At 40.8% G+C, this 15507-nt stretch carries 15 protein-coding genes; 2 read left to right on the top strand and 13 right to left on the bottom strand.

Annotated features, from left to right (window positions below; genetic code table 11):
- Positions 1–30 precede the first annotated feature (30 nt).
- The 5 genes from CWB77_RS13290 to rplU form a co-directional block, all read right to left on the bottom strand.
- The gene (locus CWB77_RS13290; protein ID WP_010391650.1) at positions 31–405 is read right to left on the bottom strand and encodes a DUF3718 domain-containing protein; all 375 of its coding nucleotides are present in this window, start codon (positions 403–405) and stop codon (positions 31–33) included.
- Positions 406–487: 82 nt separating this feature from the next.
- On the bottom strand, positions 488–979 hold the full coding sequence (gene folA, locus CWB77_RS13285; protein ID WP_171036849.1) for a type 3 dihydrofolate reductase: 492 nt from the start codon (positions 977–979) through the stop codon (positions 488–490).
- A 74-nt stretch (positions 980–1053) separates the two neighbouring features.
- Positions 1054–2205 carry an Obg family GTPase CgtA gene (gene cgtA / locus CWB77_RS13280; RefSeq protein WP_055012496.1) on the bottom strand — a complete coding sequence of 384 codons (1152 nt, stop codon included), beginning with the start codon at positions 2203–2205 and terminating at the stop codon, positions 1054–1056.
- Between the two features lie 154 nt (positions 2206–2359).
- Entirely contained in the window at positions 2360–2617 is a 258-nt protein-coding gene (gene rpmA, locus CWB77_RS13275; RefSeq protein WP_004587922.1) for a 50S ribosomal protein L27, read from the bottom strand.
- 16 nt (positions 2618–2633) lie between these two features.
- Positions 2634–2945 (bottom strand): 50S ribosomal protein L21, encoded by a 312-nt coding sequence (gene rplU, locus CWB77_RS13270; protein ID WP_004587921.1) that lies wholly within the window; start codon positions 2943–2945, stop codon positions 2634–2636.
- Between the two features lie 423 nt (positions 2946–3368).
- Between rplU and ispB the strand changes: the two genes are divergently transcribed.
- Complete coding sequence (gene ispB / locus CWB77_RS13265) at positions 3369–4340, top strand: octaprenyl diphosphate synthase (protein WP_008114958.1); 972 nt, start codon at positions 3369–3371, stop codon at positions 4338–4340.
- Positions 4341–4415: 75 nt separating this feature from the next.
- Here ispB and mdh read toward each other — a convergent pair whose 3' ends face one another.
- Positions 4416–5348 carry a malate dehydrogenase gene (gene mdh / locus CWB77_RS13260; protein WP_008466462.1) on the bottom strand — a complete coding sequence of 311 codons (933 nt, stop codon included), beginning with the start codon at positions 5346–5348 and terminating at the stop codon, positions 4416–4418.
- 225 nt (positions 5349–5573) lie between these two features.
- Between mdh and argR the strand changes: the two genes are divergently transcribed.
- The gene (gene argR, locus CWB77_RS13255; RefSeq protein WP_008466460.1) at positions 5574–6041 is read left to right on the top strand and encodes a transcriptional regulator ArgR; all 468 of its coding nucleotides are present in this window, start codon (positions 5574–5576) and stop codon (positions 6039–6041) included.
- 55 nt (positions 6042–6096) lie between these two features.
- On the opposite strand, the gene CWB77_RS13250 is transcribed toward argR, so the two are convergent.
- From CWB77_RS13250 to aceF, 7 genes are all read right to left on the bottom strand, one after another.
- Complete coding sequence (locus CWB77_RS13250; protein ID WP_076920080.1) at positions 6097–6996, bottom strand: Dyp-type peroxidase; 900 nt, start codon at positions 6994–6996, stop codon at positions 6097–6099.
- A 39-nt stretch (positions 6997–7035) separates the two neighbouring features.
- The gene (locus CWB77_RS13245; RefSeq protein ID WP_138623100.1) at positions 7036–8088 is read right to left on the bottom strand and encodes an ABC transporter ATP-binding protein; all 1053 of its coding nucleotides are present in this window, start codon (positions 8086–8088) and stop codon (positions 7036–7038) included.
- Entirely contained in the window at positions 8089–9720 is a 1632-nt protein-coding gene (locus CWB77_RS13240; protein WP_138623098.1) for an ABC transporter permease, read from the bottom strand.
- Positions 9720–10724 carry a Fe(3+) ABC transporter substrate-binding protein gene (locus CWB77_RS13235; protein WP_138608996.1) on the bottom strand — a complete coding sequence of 335 codons (1005 nt, stop codon included), beginning with the start codon at positions 10722–10724 and terminating at the stop codon, positions 9720–9722. The genes CWB77_RS13240 and CWB77_RS13235 overlap by 1 nt, the downstream gene beginning before the upstream one ends.
- Positions 10725–11567: 843 nt before the next feature.
- On the bottom strand, positions 11568–12254 hold the full coding sequence (locus CWB77_RS13230) for a tRNA-uridine aminocarboxypropyltransferase (protein WP_138623096.1): 687 nt from the start codon (positions 12252–12254) through the stop codon (positions 11568–11570).
- A 381-nt stretch (positions 12255–12635) separates the two neighbouring features.
- A complete protein-coding gene (lpdA, locus tag CWB77_RS13225; protein ID WP_008114944.1) occupies positions 12636–14063 on the bottom strand; it encodes a dihydrolipoyl dehydrogenase in 1428 nt (475 codons plus the stop codon).
- A 163-nt stretch (positions 14064–14226) separates the two neighbouring features.
- Positions 14227–15507: dihydrolipoyllysine-residue acetyltransferase (aceF, locus tag CWB77_RS13220; protein ID WP_138623094.1), on the bottom strand; the 1281-nt coding region annotated here is incomplete at its 5' end.

The raw sequence follows: 15507 nt of genomic DNA, 5'->3' as shown, positions 1-15507 counted from the left end.
AACGCGGTTTTTTATTAATTAAGCTTTTATTTAAAGGCCTGCGCGGTCTTTAATAATAGGGATTAAAGGTGATCCAGCATGATTTGCCTCAGCCCAAGCAATATCGGCACCATCTTCAAGTGAGCTTTTTGATAAGTTTTTAACAATGTACTCGCCTGTATCAACTGCATTACTTGCAACAGCGTGACGCAATAAGTTGTTACCATTACAGAAAACTGCATCATAGATATTACGTACTTTCACACGTGAACTTTTTAGTTTGCTACGCAGACGGTTTTTATCATCACCAGCAATGTATTCACAGACTGAAACAGCTAACTGATCATTAGCGCTTGCAGGCGCAGTATAAGCAAACGAACCCGCTGCAATAGCAGCAATTACAACTAGCTTCGGTAATTTAATCATTGATTGGACACCCTATATTAATACTTTTTTCGTACTCGACTGTTTAATATTGTACCAACACGCTCAGATTTTGGCAATAATGTTAAGAGATTTTATTCAAAGTTACGAACTTATAACTATATTTATTTTTATCATCAGGAGCCATCAACATTTCATCTTCAATTTGCCAACTTGCAACATTTTGGTAATCAGGAAACTGTGTATCCCCTTCTACATCTAAGTCAATAAAGGTTAAATACAACCGATGTGCTTGCCCTAAGAACTGCTGGTAAATGTTTCCACCGCCAATAATCATAACCTCTGCAACATCATTAACAAGCTCAAGTGCAGCCTCAGGCGTGGTTACTGTTTCAATTCCCGCTGCTTTATATTCAGTGTTGCGAGTAATAATAATATTGCGACGCCCAGGCAGCGGCCTACCTATCGACTCAAATGTTTTACGCCCCATAATAACGGGCTTACCAGAGGTTACTTTTTTAAAGTGCTGAAGATCGCCAGGTAAGTGCCATGGCATTTTATTATCTAAACCAATGACACGGTTGTTTGCCATTGCTGCAATCATTGAAATTATCACACTAAACACCTAATTCTTTATTATTAAAAAATAAAAAAGGAGCGTTAGCTCCTTTTAAACATATACAATTATCATTAACGCTCGTAGACAACTTCTACGTCGTAATCATCTTCATCCCAATCATCCCAGTCATCATCATCGCCTTTAGTGGCTTTTTGATGGTAGGTATCCCATTTAAATTCAACCTCTTCGTCTGCAACTTCAACAAACTTTTCTTTAGGCATGTTATCAAGTAGCGTCATGATGTCGTGAATTAATGGCTGAGTATTCAATTTATTAATTGCAGCAATACTATAAATATTTTCAGACTCACCTAACTCTTCTGCAATTTGCTCACATAAGGCCTTGGCTTCATCTTCTGGCAATAAGTCAATTTTATTAAATACTAACCAGCGAGGCTTTTCAGCAAGCTTAGGACTGTACTGATGTAGCTCGTTAATGATTGCAAAAGCATTATCAACAGGATTTGAACCATCAACTGGCATAACATCAATAATGTGCAATAACACACGACAGCGTTCTAAATGCTTTAAGAAACGAATACCTAAGCCTGCACCATCCGATGCACCTTCAATCAAGCCAGGAATATCGGCAATGACAAATGATTTATTTGCTTCAGGACGAACAACACCTAAGTTAGGGATAAGCGTAGTAAATGGATAATCTGCTACTTTAGGTTTTGCAGCCGATACGCTGCGAATAAAGGTAGATTTACCGGCATTTGGTAAACCCAGTAAACCTACATCAGCGAGCAGCATTAGCTCTAACTTAAGGTTACGTACTTCACCAGGTGTTCCGAGTGTTTTTTGACGTGGGGCACGATTGGTACTTGATTTAAAACGCGCATTCCCCAAGCCATGGAAACCGCCTTTTGCAACCACAATTCGTTGACCATCTTGGGTTAAATCCCCTAATGATTCTTGTGTATCAACATCAATGATACGTGTGCCTACCGGTACTTTTACAATCAGATCTTCACCTTTTTTACCAGTACAATTACGGCTTTGACCGTTAGTACCGCGTTCTGCTCTATGAAAACGCTCGAATTGATAGTCAATAAGGGTATTTAAGTTTTCATCAGCTTGTAGATAAACACTACCACCGTCTCCACCGTCACCGCCATCAGGTCCACCATCTGGAACATATTTCTCACGACGAAAAGACACGATGCCGCTGCCACCGTCACCAGCTTCTGCGCGAATTTCTACTTCATCTACAAACTTCATGATTACTCACTTTAGGGATTGGCTTGTTAATAACTCTATTATATACCTAAGTGGCCTATAGAGCACACTGAGCATAAAAACACTTGGGTATATATTTAGAGCTGCTTAAAACAAAAAACCCCGCAAAGGCGGGGTTTTTTAACTACCTTACTGATTACTCAGCTACGATAGTTACGTATTTACGGTTTAAAGGACCTTTTTGTTCAAACTGAACTTTACCATCTGCTTTTGCGAAGATAGTGTGGTCTTTACCGATACCTACGTTTGCGCCAGCATGAAAACGAGTTCCACGTTGACGAACAATGATGCTACCCGCTAGAACTGATTCGCCACCAAAACGCTTAACACCTAGGCGTTTGCTTTCTGAATCGCGACCGTTACGAGTACTACCAGCTGCTTTTTTATGTGCCATTTCTAAGTACCTCTAATTAAGCGCTAATGCCAGTGATTTTAACTTCTGTGAACCATTGACGATGGCCCATTTGCTTACGAGAATGCTTACGGCGTCTAAATTTAACAACCTTAATCTTCTCACCGCGACCGTGTGAAACAACCTCAGCTGTTACTTTACCACCGTTTACGAACGGTACACCAATCTCGATCTTCTCACCATCAGCAACTAAAAGTACTGAATCAAATTCAACTGCTGCACCAGTTTCAACGTCTAATTTCTCAAGACGAATTGTTTGACCTTCAGTCACACGGTGCTGTTTACCACCACTTTGGAAAACCGCGTACATAATTAACTCCGTCTGTGCGCCCTCAAATCGACGCAACTAAAATATTCTTCAATAGGGCGCGAAGTTTACGCTAATGCGAAAAAACTAGCAAGCCTCTTTTTGTAATTAAATGAATAAAAAGTAGCTGCATTGAGAGCAATTCAATATTTCCCCTATTTTATATTAAAATCCCCCTTTGCCAAGCGCTTTTTAACGGTTAGAGAAAATAAATTAGCAATCGCAAAGCAAGCCCACGCAGTTCAATTAACCGTCAAGGATGATTCAAATTTAAACCGCGCTGTTTAATCATTTATTCACCAAGTTAATAGGTCATTTAACCTACTTAAGGGTGTTTTTTTAAGGAATCATCACAAAATATCGAGCTAATGCGTTTTTTGTTGTACAATCTGCGCCGTTCACACATTAAAATTGGCTCGGAGATCAATGGATATAAAAGCTATCCAGGCGTTAATCGAAAGCGATATGAATGACGTCAATCAACTAATACATGCGCAAATGCGCTCAGATGTGGCGTTAGTTAATCAACTTGGTTTGTATATTGTTAACAGCGGTGGCAAACGTGTTCGCCCCATGTTGGCTATTTTGGCGGCTAAAGCGCTAGGTTACCAAGGTAAAGATCACATTACGCTAGCAACAATTATTGAATTTATTCATACCGCAACGCTTTTACATGACGATGTAGTAGATGAATCTAACTTGCGCCGTGGCACACCCACAGCAAATGCCGAGTTTGGTAATGCCGCCAGTGTTCTCGTGGGAGACTTTATTTATACTCGCTCGTTTCAGCTAATGGTAGGCCTTGGTAAAATGCAGATAATGCAAGTATTAGCCGATGCAACCAATATTATTGCTGAAGGCGAAGTGCTGCAATTAATGAACTGTAATGACCCAGATACTACTGAAGCCAGTTATATGCAGGTTATTTACTCTAAAACCGCCAAGTTATTTGAAGCTGCAACCGGGCTAGCTGCTATTATTACTGAGCAAGATGACAGTGTATTAAACGCACTTAATTTGTATGGTATGCATTTAGGCACTGCTTTTCAGTTAGTGGATGATGTTTTAGATTACAACGCTGATGCCGATCAACTTGGTAAAAACATTGGCGATGATTTAGCTGAAGGTAAGCCGACGTTACCTCTTATATATGCAATGCAACACGGTAGTGAGCATCAAACACAGTTAATAAGAGACGCTATTGAGCACTGTAATGGTATGGAGCATCTAGATGAGATACTCGCTGCACTTAAACATACCAATGCCCTTGAGTTCACTATGCAAAAAGCAGAGCAAGAAGCAGAGAAAGCAATTGCTTGTTTAGATTGCTTAGCTGAATCAAGTTACAAGCAAGCGTTAATTAGCTTAGCTAGAATAGCGGTTGACCGCGACCACTAAGTTATACTGTGTAGATAATTCCGAGCAATAAAAAAGCCTGCAAGTGCAGGCTTTTTTATGGGTTAATTTTGGCTATTACGCCATAAAATCAACACCTTCTTTAATGTCTTTTTTCAGAGTTTCAAGCATGTCATTTTTTGCTTGCTCTTCAAATGCGCTTAGGGTGCCGTAAGAAAGAATTTCTTCTACGCCATTTTTACCTAAACGTACTGGATGTGCGAAGTACTCTGCATCGCCATTTTCAACAGCAACGTATGCATAATCTACAACGTCTTCACCTTGTAAGCCTTTAACTAAAGACATACAAAAACGTGCAGCAGCAGCACCCATTGATAATGTTGCAGAACCACCGCCCGCTTTAGCATTAACTACTTCAGTACCCGCGTTTTGGATACGTGGAGTCAGTGCAGCCACTTCTTCATCAGTGAAAGTAACACCTTCAACTTGAGAAAGTAACGGTAGGATAGTTGTGCCTGAGTGGCCACCAATTACTGGAACTTTAACGCTTGCTACGTCAACGCCTTTAAGCTCAGCAATGAACGCTTCAGAACGGATCACATCGAGTGTTGTAATACCGAATACACGTTTAGCATCATAAGTACCTGCTTTTTTAAATACTTCAGCAACAATTGGTACAGTGCCGTTAACTGGGTTAGTAATAATACCCACAAGCGCTTTAGGACAGTTAGCAACAATGCCTTCTGCTAGTGTTTTGATGATACCAGCGTTAACATTAAATAAATCAGCACGATCCATACCTGGCTTACGTGGCATACCCGCTGGGATAAGAACGATATCACAACCTGTTAATGCTTTATCTAAATCGTCAGCACCAAAACCTGCAACTTTAACATCTGTTGGGATGTGAGAAAGGTCAACAGCAACACCAGGAACTACTGGCGCAACATCATATAGTGATAATTCAGAGCCAGCTGGTAAACCTGTTTTTAATAATAAAGACAACGCTTGACCGATACCGCCTGCAGCACCTAATACAGCAACTTTCATTGGAATTCTCCGTGATTTGAGGTAGGAAATATTTGTGGTTCATAAGATAAAGAAATTAACGACTAAAAACAAATTTATCCTGCTTATTTTAGCTATATTTTCGACCATAGTTGTAAACTTTGCTGTTTAAACGCAGCAAAATGGCAACTTAAGCAAACAACTGCTGCATAATTATGCATTTTTGTGTAGAATTTGCAGTATCTATTACATAACTAATTAGACACTATGCAACCACAAGACAAACAAGAAGCATTGGTTAAAGCCTTTAAAGCACTTTTAAAAGAAGAAAACTTTGGCTCACAGGGCGAAATAGTTGATGCGTTAAAAGAACAAGGCTTTGATAATATTAGCCAAAGTAAAGTGTCGCGAATGTTAAGTAAGTTTGGCGCGGTACGCACCCGTAATGCAAAACAAGAAATGGTGTACTGTTTACCCGCCGAAATGGGAGTACCAACCGCTAAGAGCCCGTTGCGCCAACTCGTTATTGATATTATGCATAACGAAATGATGATTATTATTCGCACCAGCCCAGGGGCTGCTCAACTCATTGCGCGTTTACTTGATTCATTAGGCAAAGCAGACGGTGTACTAGGCACTATTGCCGGCGATGATACTATTTTTATCGCACCAGCTAAAATCTCAGAAATAGACCTCACACTAGAGCGTGTGCGTATTTTATTTGATACAGTTTAACCACTAACGCTGTAATTGAAACGGCTATGATCACTACGTAGCCGTTTTACAATTGTTATAACTGCTTTAAAAATCGCACTGAAGGCGCAAAAAATGCAGAGCCCATATCCGCCTGAGTAAAATCAAGCCAGTGGTCATAATCCTCCCCCTGCCCTAGTCGGCTAGTTAGCACTTTTTCGAATGCATCCCCTTTAGCAGAGCACGTGATCACTAACATACCTTGCTCATATACATCGCCATAAGGCATGCTTTGGTTGAGTAACAGTGCCTGACCTTGTTCATCTTTTAATTCACTGCGGGTTGCATGGCTACTTTCAAGTGCGGGGCTGAGCAAGGTATTATCAAGGCGTGTACGACCCATTATTTGCTCTTGTTCATGTAATGACAAATGCTGCCACAAGCTCAAGTCGTGCTTATAACGCTGCACATGAATGTAACTACCTTGATCTTCAAAACTATCAGGTTTGTTTACTAACGCCGTTACGCGTTTTTGACGGCCATGTGGGGTATCGCCCGCATAAATAAAACCATTAAAGTCTCGGCCATCTAAAAAGCGAAAATTACGAATTTGCTCAACTAGCTCAACATCTGGGGTGAATAGCTTGAGTATTTGTAGTGCAAACAAATGGTTCACGTCCTCTCTATCCGAGCGGATTTGCACAAACAAATCACATGGCCTTGCACTCATAACAAAGTCGCTATGGGTAATATTAGGAAAGCTTTGCAGCTCGCTTGGCATGAAGTCAGGTAAAATATGCGGCCAATATTGGGCGCCAATTGCCACCATGCAAGAAAGCATAGATTCAGAGAACTGATCACTAAACTCATCTTCAATATCGCTCACTTGTTTAAGCTTAGCGCGAAGTGATTCGTCGTGACCATCAAGTACATTAAAAAATAAGTGCAAACCGTGTAAGTTTGCTTCAGCACAAATCCCTGATTGCGCTTGCGCCATTGTTATTCCTTACTTTTTAGAGCAAAACACAGTGATTAATTACGATTCAAAAAAATTCACCGTGTGCGGTTTTATTTTTATTATAACCTGTTCATTAATTTCAAATGACTGGCCATACTGAGCTGCAACTTCTATTTCTTGTTCAGCAATAACCACAGTGTATACATAAGCAGAGCCAATAAAGCGACTACTTAGTATAGTTACGCACTCACACTCCAGCTCGTTATCATTATTACTGGCAAGTTCAAGTTGATGTGGGCGCACATAAATAACACCCTTTTTAGCCACTGCGCATTGCTGTGGCAGTATTGATTTAACCACACCAAACTGTGTTTTATATTCAGTTGCTGTTAATACAGTTGCGCTTAAGTATATGCCCTGACCCAGAAATTCTGCAACCTCCTTTGAACTTGGTTTGGCAAAAAGCTGCTCTGGCGTGCCTTGCTGCGCAATTTTACCTTGATGCATAACCGCAAGCGTATCTGAAAATGCAAACGCCTCTTCTTTTGAGTGAGTAACAAACACTGCCGACACTTGCTGAGCTTTAATAATACGCCTAATATCGGCGATTAATTCAAATCGGACTTGGGTATCAATATTAGAAAACGGCTCATCTAACAAGAGTAAACTGGGTTTATAGGCTAATGCACGTGCAATCGCTACCCGTTGCTGTTGACCACCAGAGAGTTGATGTGGGTACCTATCGGCGCAGCCAATCAAATGCACAAGCTTTAACATTTCATCCACGCGAGTCTGTTTATCCGCTTTGCTCATACCGCTTAGGCCAAAGCCAATATTATTCGCTACCGTTAAATGTGGGAATAGTGCGTAGTCTTGAAACATCATACCAATATTACGATGCTCTGGTGACACAAACGTATTGGCATCACTGACTAATTTACCATCAATAAATACCTGTCCTTGCTTGGCCTCAATTAATCCTGCAATGGCTTTAAGCGTGGTGGTTTTGCCGCAGCCACTGGCACCGAGTAAACACACTATTTCGTCTTTACCTAAGGTTAGGTCTAAATCATCTACAACCTTAGTCCCGTTATATGCATAGCTCACGCCTTGTAAAATCAAACTACTCATTTAACTACGTTGCTCCATTGAACGGTTAATAAAATATAACGGAATAAAGCCCACCACCACTATAAATAAAGCTGATATAGAGGCCAGCTCTAATTGTTCGTCACTGACATATTGAAACACGTGCGTTGCTAAGCTTTCAAAGTCAAAAGGCCTTAGCAGTAAGGCTGCGGGCAGCTCTTTCATACACTCAATAAAGACCAATAAACCTGCGGTTAATAAGCCTCGGCGCAATAAAGGCAAATGCACTAAGCGTAATGTGCGGCCTTGGCTTTTCCCCATTGACTGACTTGCCATATCAAGCGAGGGGCTAATACGTGAAAAGCTTGACTCTATGGCACCATGAGCCACGGCGTAAAACCGCACTATATAAGCAAAAATAATCGTTAGTAAGCTGCCAGTCAGTAATAAACCAATATCTAAATCATAAGGAGTCAGAATGCGGTTAATAGTATTTTCTAATAGGGTGAGTGGCAACAATACCGCAATCGCTAATACTGTGCCTGGTAACGCATACCCCGTACTTGCTAAACGCCCAGGTATAAGTGGGTTTGCTTGTTTTGCAATGCGCTGATAAAACACCACTAAAACACTCAAAACAATAGTCACTACACTCACTACTGCGGCCACTTTCAAACTTTGCCATGCATAGCTAAAAAATTCACTATTCCACGCTTGGTCAAAATACATCACTGCATATTTAAGTAATACAAACATAGGAATAATAAATGAGATTATTAAAATAAGGCTACAAAATCCCGTTGCTAACCATGCAGACTTACCTTTAAGAATATAAAGTGCCTCACTGTTCACACTCGATTGACGTTCAAATACAGCTTGGTTACGACGGCTAAAACGCTCGGTGATCAATGCTAAGAATAGCAGTAACAACATCACCCCTGAAATTTTTGCTGCTGCAGTTAATGAGTAATAACCAAACCAAGTATCGTATACTGCGGTGGTTAATGTACTGACTGCAAAGTAGCTAACGGTAGCAAAATCAGCCATAGTTTCCATGCTGATCAAAGCAAGTGCCGCAACAATAGCGCCACGAGAAAGCACTAAGCTTACTTTAAAAAAGCTTTTCCATGCACTTAATCCCATTAATTGGCTTGCTTGGACTAATTTAAAGGATTGTTCACGTAGTGCGGTTTTAAAAATTAAATATAAATACGGGTAGAGTACCAGCGCAATCATGATGATAGCCCCTGGCAAAGTGCGTATATCAAAAAACCAGTAATCACTGGGTGATTGCCAACCAAACCACTCTCTTAGTGTTATTTGTACCGGCCCCGCGTAGTCGAGCAAATCCGTGTACACATAAGCAATAATATAGGTAGGCATGGCAAGTGGCAGCATCAGTGCCCATTCAAACTGTTGTTTGCCAGGAAAACGGCAATAAGCGGTGAGCCAACCCAGTGGCAACGCAATCAGGCAGCTAAGTAACCCTACACCTAAAACCAGCAATACGGTATTACTTATATAGTCCCACAGCACGGTATTCCACAGGTGGGTAAATACCTCTGAGTCGCCTTGTAAAGATTCTACTAGTAGAAAAAACAACGGGGTCGACAGTAATAAACCCGTCGACCACGCAATAAGCTGCCACTTCGACAGCTGAAATTTATAAGTCATTAAAGATCGAACTTCACCTCATCAATTAGCTTAAGGGCTAATGGACGATATTTGCTAATTTCATCAAGCGGTAAGCTGTCTTCCTTAAAGCTTCCCCATGATGCAACCAAACTTGAAAGCTTAACACCTGGCTTGACCGGGTACTCCATATTGAGCGAGGCATACATATTTTGCGCCTTATTGTCGGTCATATACTCTATAAGTTTCAAGGCATTTTCAGGGTTTTTAGCATACTTAGTAATTACCGCACCCGATACGTTAATATGCGAACCACGGTTAGTTTGGTTTGGAAAATTAATATTAACCGCATCTGCCCACGGTTTTTGCGCTTCATCTTGCAACATTTTACCTAAGTAGTAACTGTTACCTAAAGCTAAATTACATAAACCTTCTTTAACGGCTTTAACTTGCGCACGGTCATTTCCCTGCGGCTTACGCGCTAAATTAGCTTTTACACCCTCAAGCCATGTTTTAGTCTGGACTTCACCATGATGAGCAATCATGGAAGCCACTAACCCTAAGTTGTACGGGTGCTTACCAGAGCGAGTACAAATTTGACCTTTATATTCAGGTTCGGCTAAATCTTCATAACTCAGCTCAGGTAATGGACCTAAACGCTCTTTTGAAGAGTAAACATTTCGCACTCGCTTAGTGAGCGCCACCCACTGACCATCGCCATCACGAAATGCAGCCGGCACATTCTTATTAACCTTCTCGCTATCAATAGTTTGCGTTAGCTTTAGCTCTTCTAATTGAATTAACGCACTAAAGTTAGACGTTAAAACTAAATCTGCTTTGCTGTGCTTGCCTTCACGCTTAACACGCTCGATTAGGCCTTTTTTAGCAAACACAACATTAGTTTTAATGCCTGTTTGCTGTGTAAAATCATCTAAAATAGGTTTAATTAAAAAAGGTTGTCTAAATGAGTAAATATTCACAACATCGGTTGCAACAGCAGGTGCTGAGATAATTAACCCAACAACAAGCGCGAGTGTTTTTTTCATATTTTCTTACCTGACTAATAATTATTATCATTAATTTTACCGCGATGAACTAAAAAGTGCACACTTTATATAATTACTTAGTGATAAATACGCCCAAAAAAGAAAACCCTTGTAAGATATCTCTTACGCTTATGGCAGTAAATGAGTAAAAACACCCTACATAACACCCCATAAATACAGCAAGCCATTGTATTTTAAATAATTTATAAATATTTCATTTGTAAGAACATAAACCATAAGCGGTTTTATCCTACATTTACTGCAAATCACTCTCTATAATTAACCCATAAATAAGCAACGACGCTTACCGAGTAAATGGAAACGGATTAACTACTCGAATACCAAGGTTTGGTTTTTAGGATAACAGGGATTTAAGGACAGGCTCAGGATGAGTATCGCAATGGATTATTGCACAAGGGATAGCATCAGGATGATGCATAATGGATAACAACAGCGGAATAGTTGTTTATAAAGGATAGGGAACAAAAAGGACAGGCCTTAAAGGCAACACAACGGAATGGTAACAAAGGGAATGCACTCGGATGTGCAATAAGGATTGGTAATAGATTTTACCTTACAGGATGTTTTAGGGATTTATGGAGACAGGCCCGGATAGCCTATATTACATAGAACTAGAAAGTAATATTGTAATAACACGGATCGTAAAAATTGGAGTTGATTAGGTTCAATTGCAGGATGCAACAAAGTTAGAAGATTCCGCAAGCGCGACTAGAGATGGTTCGCGCTTTTCTTTTGCCTGAAAGTCAGCGGTCAGCCAAATTATATATGTTTAGGCTATACTCAAGCGTCAAATTCAGCTTTTTCGTATTAATACCCTGCACTTTATTCGGGCCTGCCTTTGTTACGCTTACCAAGTAAATAAGCGTCGCGAAACTTAATAAAATGCTGTTCTAATTTAGTGCTCGCATCAACTTCACCAGCCAATGCTAATACCATAATAGCCACTTCTGCCGTACCTAACTGATGAGCATGAGGCGCTACACGTAATCGGTAATCAGAGAGTTTTTCTGAGGTAATAGACAGCACAGGTAAGTTATCTAAATAAGGACTCTTACGAATCATTTTTTTAGCTTCTCGCCATGTACCATCTAAAAATATAAACAATGGCTGTTTACCTGCATGCGTTTCAACCTGGGTTACCACCCTATCAGTTTCAACATCTTCAGCCGGAAAAATCACAAAAGGCTGATATTTATCATTATTCAACAATGCCAATAAAGCAGGATCTGGGGAGGTTCTATCCCAACGAAACGCGTGATTATCAGGCACTATTTCAGCAATTAAACGCCCTGTATTAGACGGTTTAAAACTTTCATTATGATACATAAGTAAGCATACTGCAGCGCTGCAGCTTGCGTACTCAGCGCCCTCACAAATACAGTAATGCTTGGCAATTAAGCATTGTTCACAACGATCCATTTTTCCACCACGGGCATTAAACTCACGTCGAGATTCACTTATTTGCTGAGCACGTAATGCTAAAACTGAATTTTTTAAACTCTGGGTCACTGTGGGTATTTACCTATAAATTGATGGCTGCGCATTGTAGCTAAAATAAAAGGAAATAGATATCTGCGGGCTGCGGGCTGCGGGCTGCGGGCTGCGGGCTGCGGGCTGCGGGCTGCGGGCGCTAGTAAAATAAAACACCGAGCTTTTTGCAAGCATAACTTTTATGTTGCAGGCGTGAATTTATCTCGCGCAGGTTTAATTTTGAGGCTTTAAGCCCGTTGCCTGTTGCCCGGCACTCGCAGCTCGATATGCTTTAGTCTTTGTTTTTGCACCATAGAGACGCTGCGCTAGATAGAACAATCTTTTGCTAAACGCTGAGGCTATAAAAACAAAAAACCCAAGCCGAGGCTTGGGTTTTTTATCGCGATTAACTAAAAGAAATTACTTCTTCTTTTTAACTGCTTTTTTGTTTGGTAAATCAGTGATTGAACCTTCAAAAATTTCAGCAGCAAGGCCGATTGATTCGTTCAATGTTGGGTGAGCATGAATTGTTAGCGCTAGGTCTTCACCATCTGCACCCATTTCAATACCTAGACCGATTTCGCCCAGCATTTCGCCTGCGTTAATACCAATCATAGCACCACCGATAATACGGCCGCTTTCTTTATCAAAAATAAGCTTAGTAGAACCTTCAGTACGTGAAGAAGCAATAGCACGACCCGATGCAGCCCAAGGGAATACAGCTGTTTCAATGCTTAAACCTTGCTCTTTCGCTTCTTTTTCAGTTACACCCGCCCATGCAATTTCAGGGTCAGTATAAGCAATTGAAGGAATACACTTAGGGTCAAAGTAATGTTTTTGACCAGAGATAACTTCTGCTGCAACATGGCCTTCATGAACCGCTTTATGCGCAAGCATAGGTTGACCCACTAAGTCACCAATCGCAAAAATATGTTCTACGTTAGTACGTAATTGCTTATCAACGTTAATAAAACCACGCTCATCAACATTCACACCCGCTTTATCAGCGTCTAACATGTTACCATTTGGTGTACGACCTACAGCAACAAGTACTTTGTCGTAACGTACTGGCTCTGCCGGTGCATTTTTGCCTTCAAACGTAACATATAAACCGTCGTCTTTTGCTTCAACGCCAGTTACTTTAGTTGAAAGCATTACATTAAACTTGTCTTTAACATGCTTTTGGTAAATTTTAATGATGTCTTTATCAGCAGCAGGAACAAGTTGGTCTGCAAATTCTACAACATCAATTGCAGAACCTAGTGCACGGTAAACCGTACCCATTTCAAGACCGATAATACCACCACCTAAAACAAGTAGCTTTTCAGGAACATCTTTAAGCTCTAGCGCGCCCGTTGAATCAATAACGCGATCATCCTCAGGGATGAAAGGTAAGTTTACAGGTTTAGAACCCGCAGCAATAATTGCGTTATCAAAGGTAATGGTTGTTTTACCGTCAGCGCCTTCAACATCTAAAGTGTTGCTACCAGTAAATTTACCGTAACCAGATACAACTTTTACTTTACGCATTTTAGCCATGCCGTCTAAGCCACCTGTAAGCTGGCCAACAACAGAGTCTTTCCAAGAACGAACTTCATCTAAGTCAATTTTTGGTGCGCCAAAAGTAACGCCGTGAGATGACATTTCTGCAGCATCATCAATCACTTTAGCTACGTGTAAAAGTGCTTTAGAAGGAATACAACCAACATTAAGACATACACCGCCTAATGTCTCGCGAGATTCTACTAATGTAACTTCTAAGCCCAAGTCAGCAGCGCGAAAAGCCGCAGAGTAACCACCAGGACCACCGCCTAGTACAACAACTTGAGTTTTTAATTCGTTGCTCATGCTATTACCTTTATTGTTTGAACGGGACACAGCCCCAAAATTTAACTGCCATGTTTCTGCAAGGCAGAAAAGGGCATTTGTGCAAATATTGTATCATTGCAAATGATAAAAATCCCAGCTAAAAACAACTGGCTGGGATTTGATTTTACTCACTCTGTAGTGATCACATCACTAACTGGCGTATATCACTCATGTAACTTGCAAGAGTAACAGTAAAGCGTGCAGCAAGTGCACCGTCAATCACTCTATGGTCGTAAGACATTGAAAGTGGAACCATTAGCTTAGGCTCAAACTCTTTACCATTCCACTTAGGCTTCATTTCAGATTTTGACACACCTAAAATTGCCACCTCAGGCGCATTCACAATCGGCGTAAATGCCGTACCGCCAATGCCACCTAGGCTTGAAATAGTAAAACAACCACCTTGCATATCTGATGAACTTAACTTGCCATCACGCGCTTTAACAGATACTTCCATTAGTTCACGAGATAGTTCAATAATGCCTTTTTTATCAACATCTTTAAACACTGGTACAACTAAGCCATTTGGCGTATCAACCGCTACACCAATATTAATGTACTTTTTAAGGATTAAGCTTTCGCCATCCTCTGAAATCGATGAGTTAAATGTAGGGAACTCAGCAAGCGCTTTAGCAGCTGCTTTCATTACAAATACAAGTGGCGTAATTTTAACACCCAGCTTTTTCTTCTCGTTAAGGGCATTTTGCTCTTTACGGAACTGCTCAAGGCTCGTGATATCAGCTTCATCAAACTGAGTAACATGTGGAATTTGCACCCAGTTACGGTGTAAGTTTTTACCTGACAGCTTTTGAATACGAGAGAGTTTTTTCTCTTCTATTTCACCAAACTTAGCAAAATCAACTTTTGGCCATGGAATTAAACCAAGCTCACCGCCACCCGCATTGCCTTTAGCTGCTGATACTTGACCAGACTCAACTTGCTTAACCAGTTGCTTAACATAGTTTTGCACGTCTTCTTTAACAACACGGTTTTTACGGCCCGTGCCTTTAACGTTAGCAAGGTTAATACCAAACTCACGTGCTAAACGGCGAACCACTGGCGATGCATGTGCATAAGCGCTATTGTTTTCAAAGCTTTCAGAGCTTGCTTTAGCAGATGATGCTGCTGGTTTTGACTCAGCCTGAGCTGCCGGCTTAGATTCTGTTTTAGGCGCTGGTGCTGATTTTTCTGCAGGTGCTGCAGCTGGTGCACTACCCGCCACTTCAAATACAAAAATCAATGAGCCAGTTTTAACTTTATCGCCAGTCGCTACTTTAATCTCTTTAACAGTACCTGCAAACGGCGCCGGTACTTCCATAGCTGCTTTGTCGCCTTCAACGTTTAAGATAGATTGCTCTTCTTCTACGCTATCACCAACTGCAACCATAATTTCAGTTACTTCAACTTCGTCATCACCAATATC

The sequence above is a fragment of the Pseudoalteromonas sp. S1610 genome (assembly GCF_005887465.1).
GTDB classification, from domain to species: domain Bacteria; phylum Pseudomonadota; class Gammaproteobacteria; order Enterobacterales; family Alteromonadaceae; genus Pseudoalteromonas; species Pseudoalteromonas undina.
The sequence above is the reverse complement of the archived record's forward strand: the minus strand, read 5'-3'. Positions and strand labels throughout refer to the sequence as shown.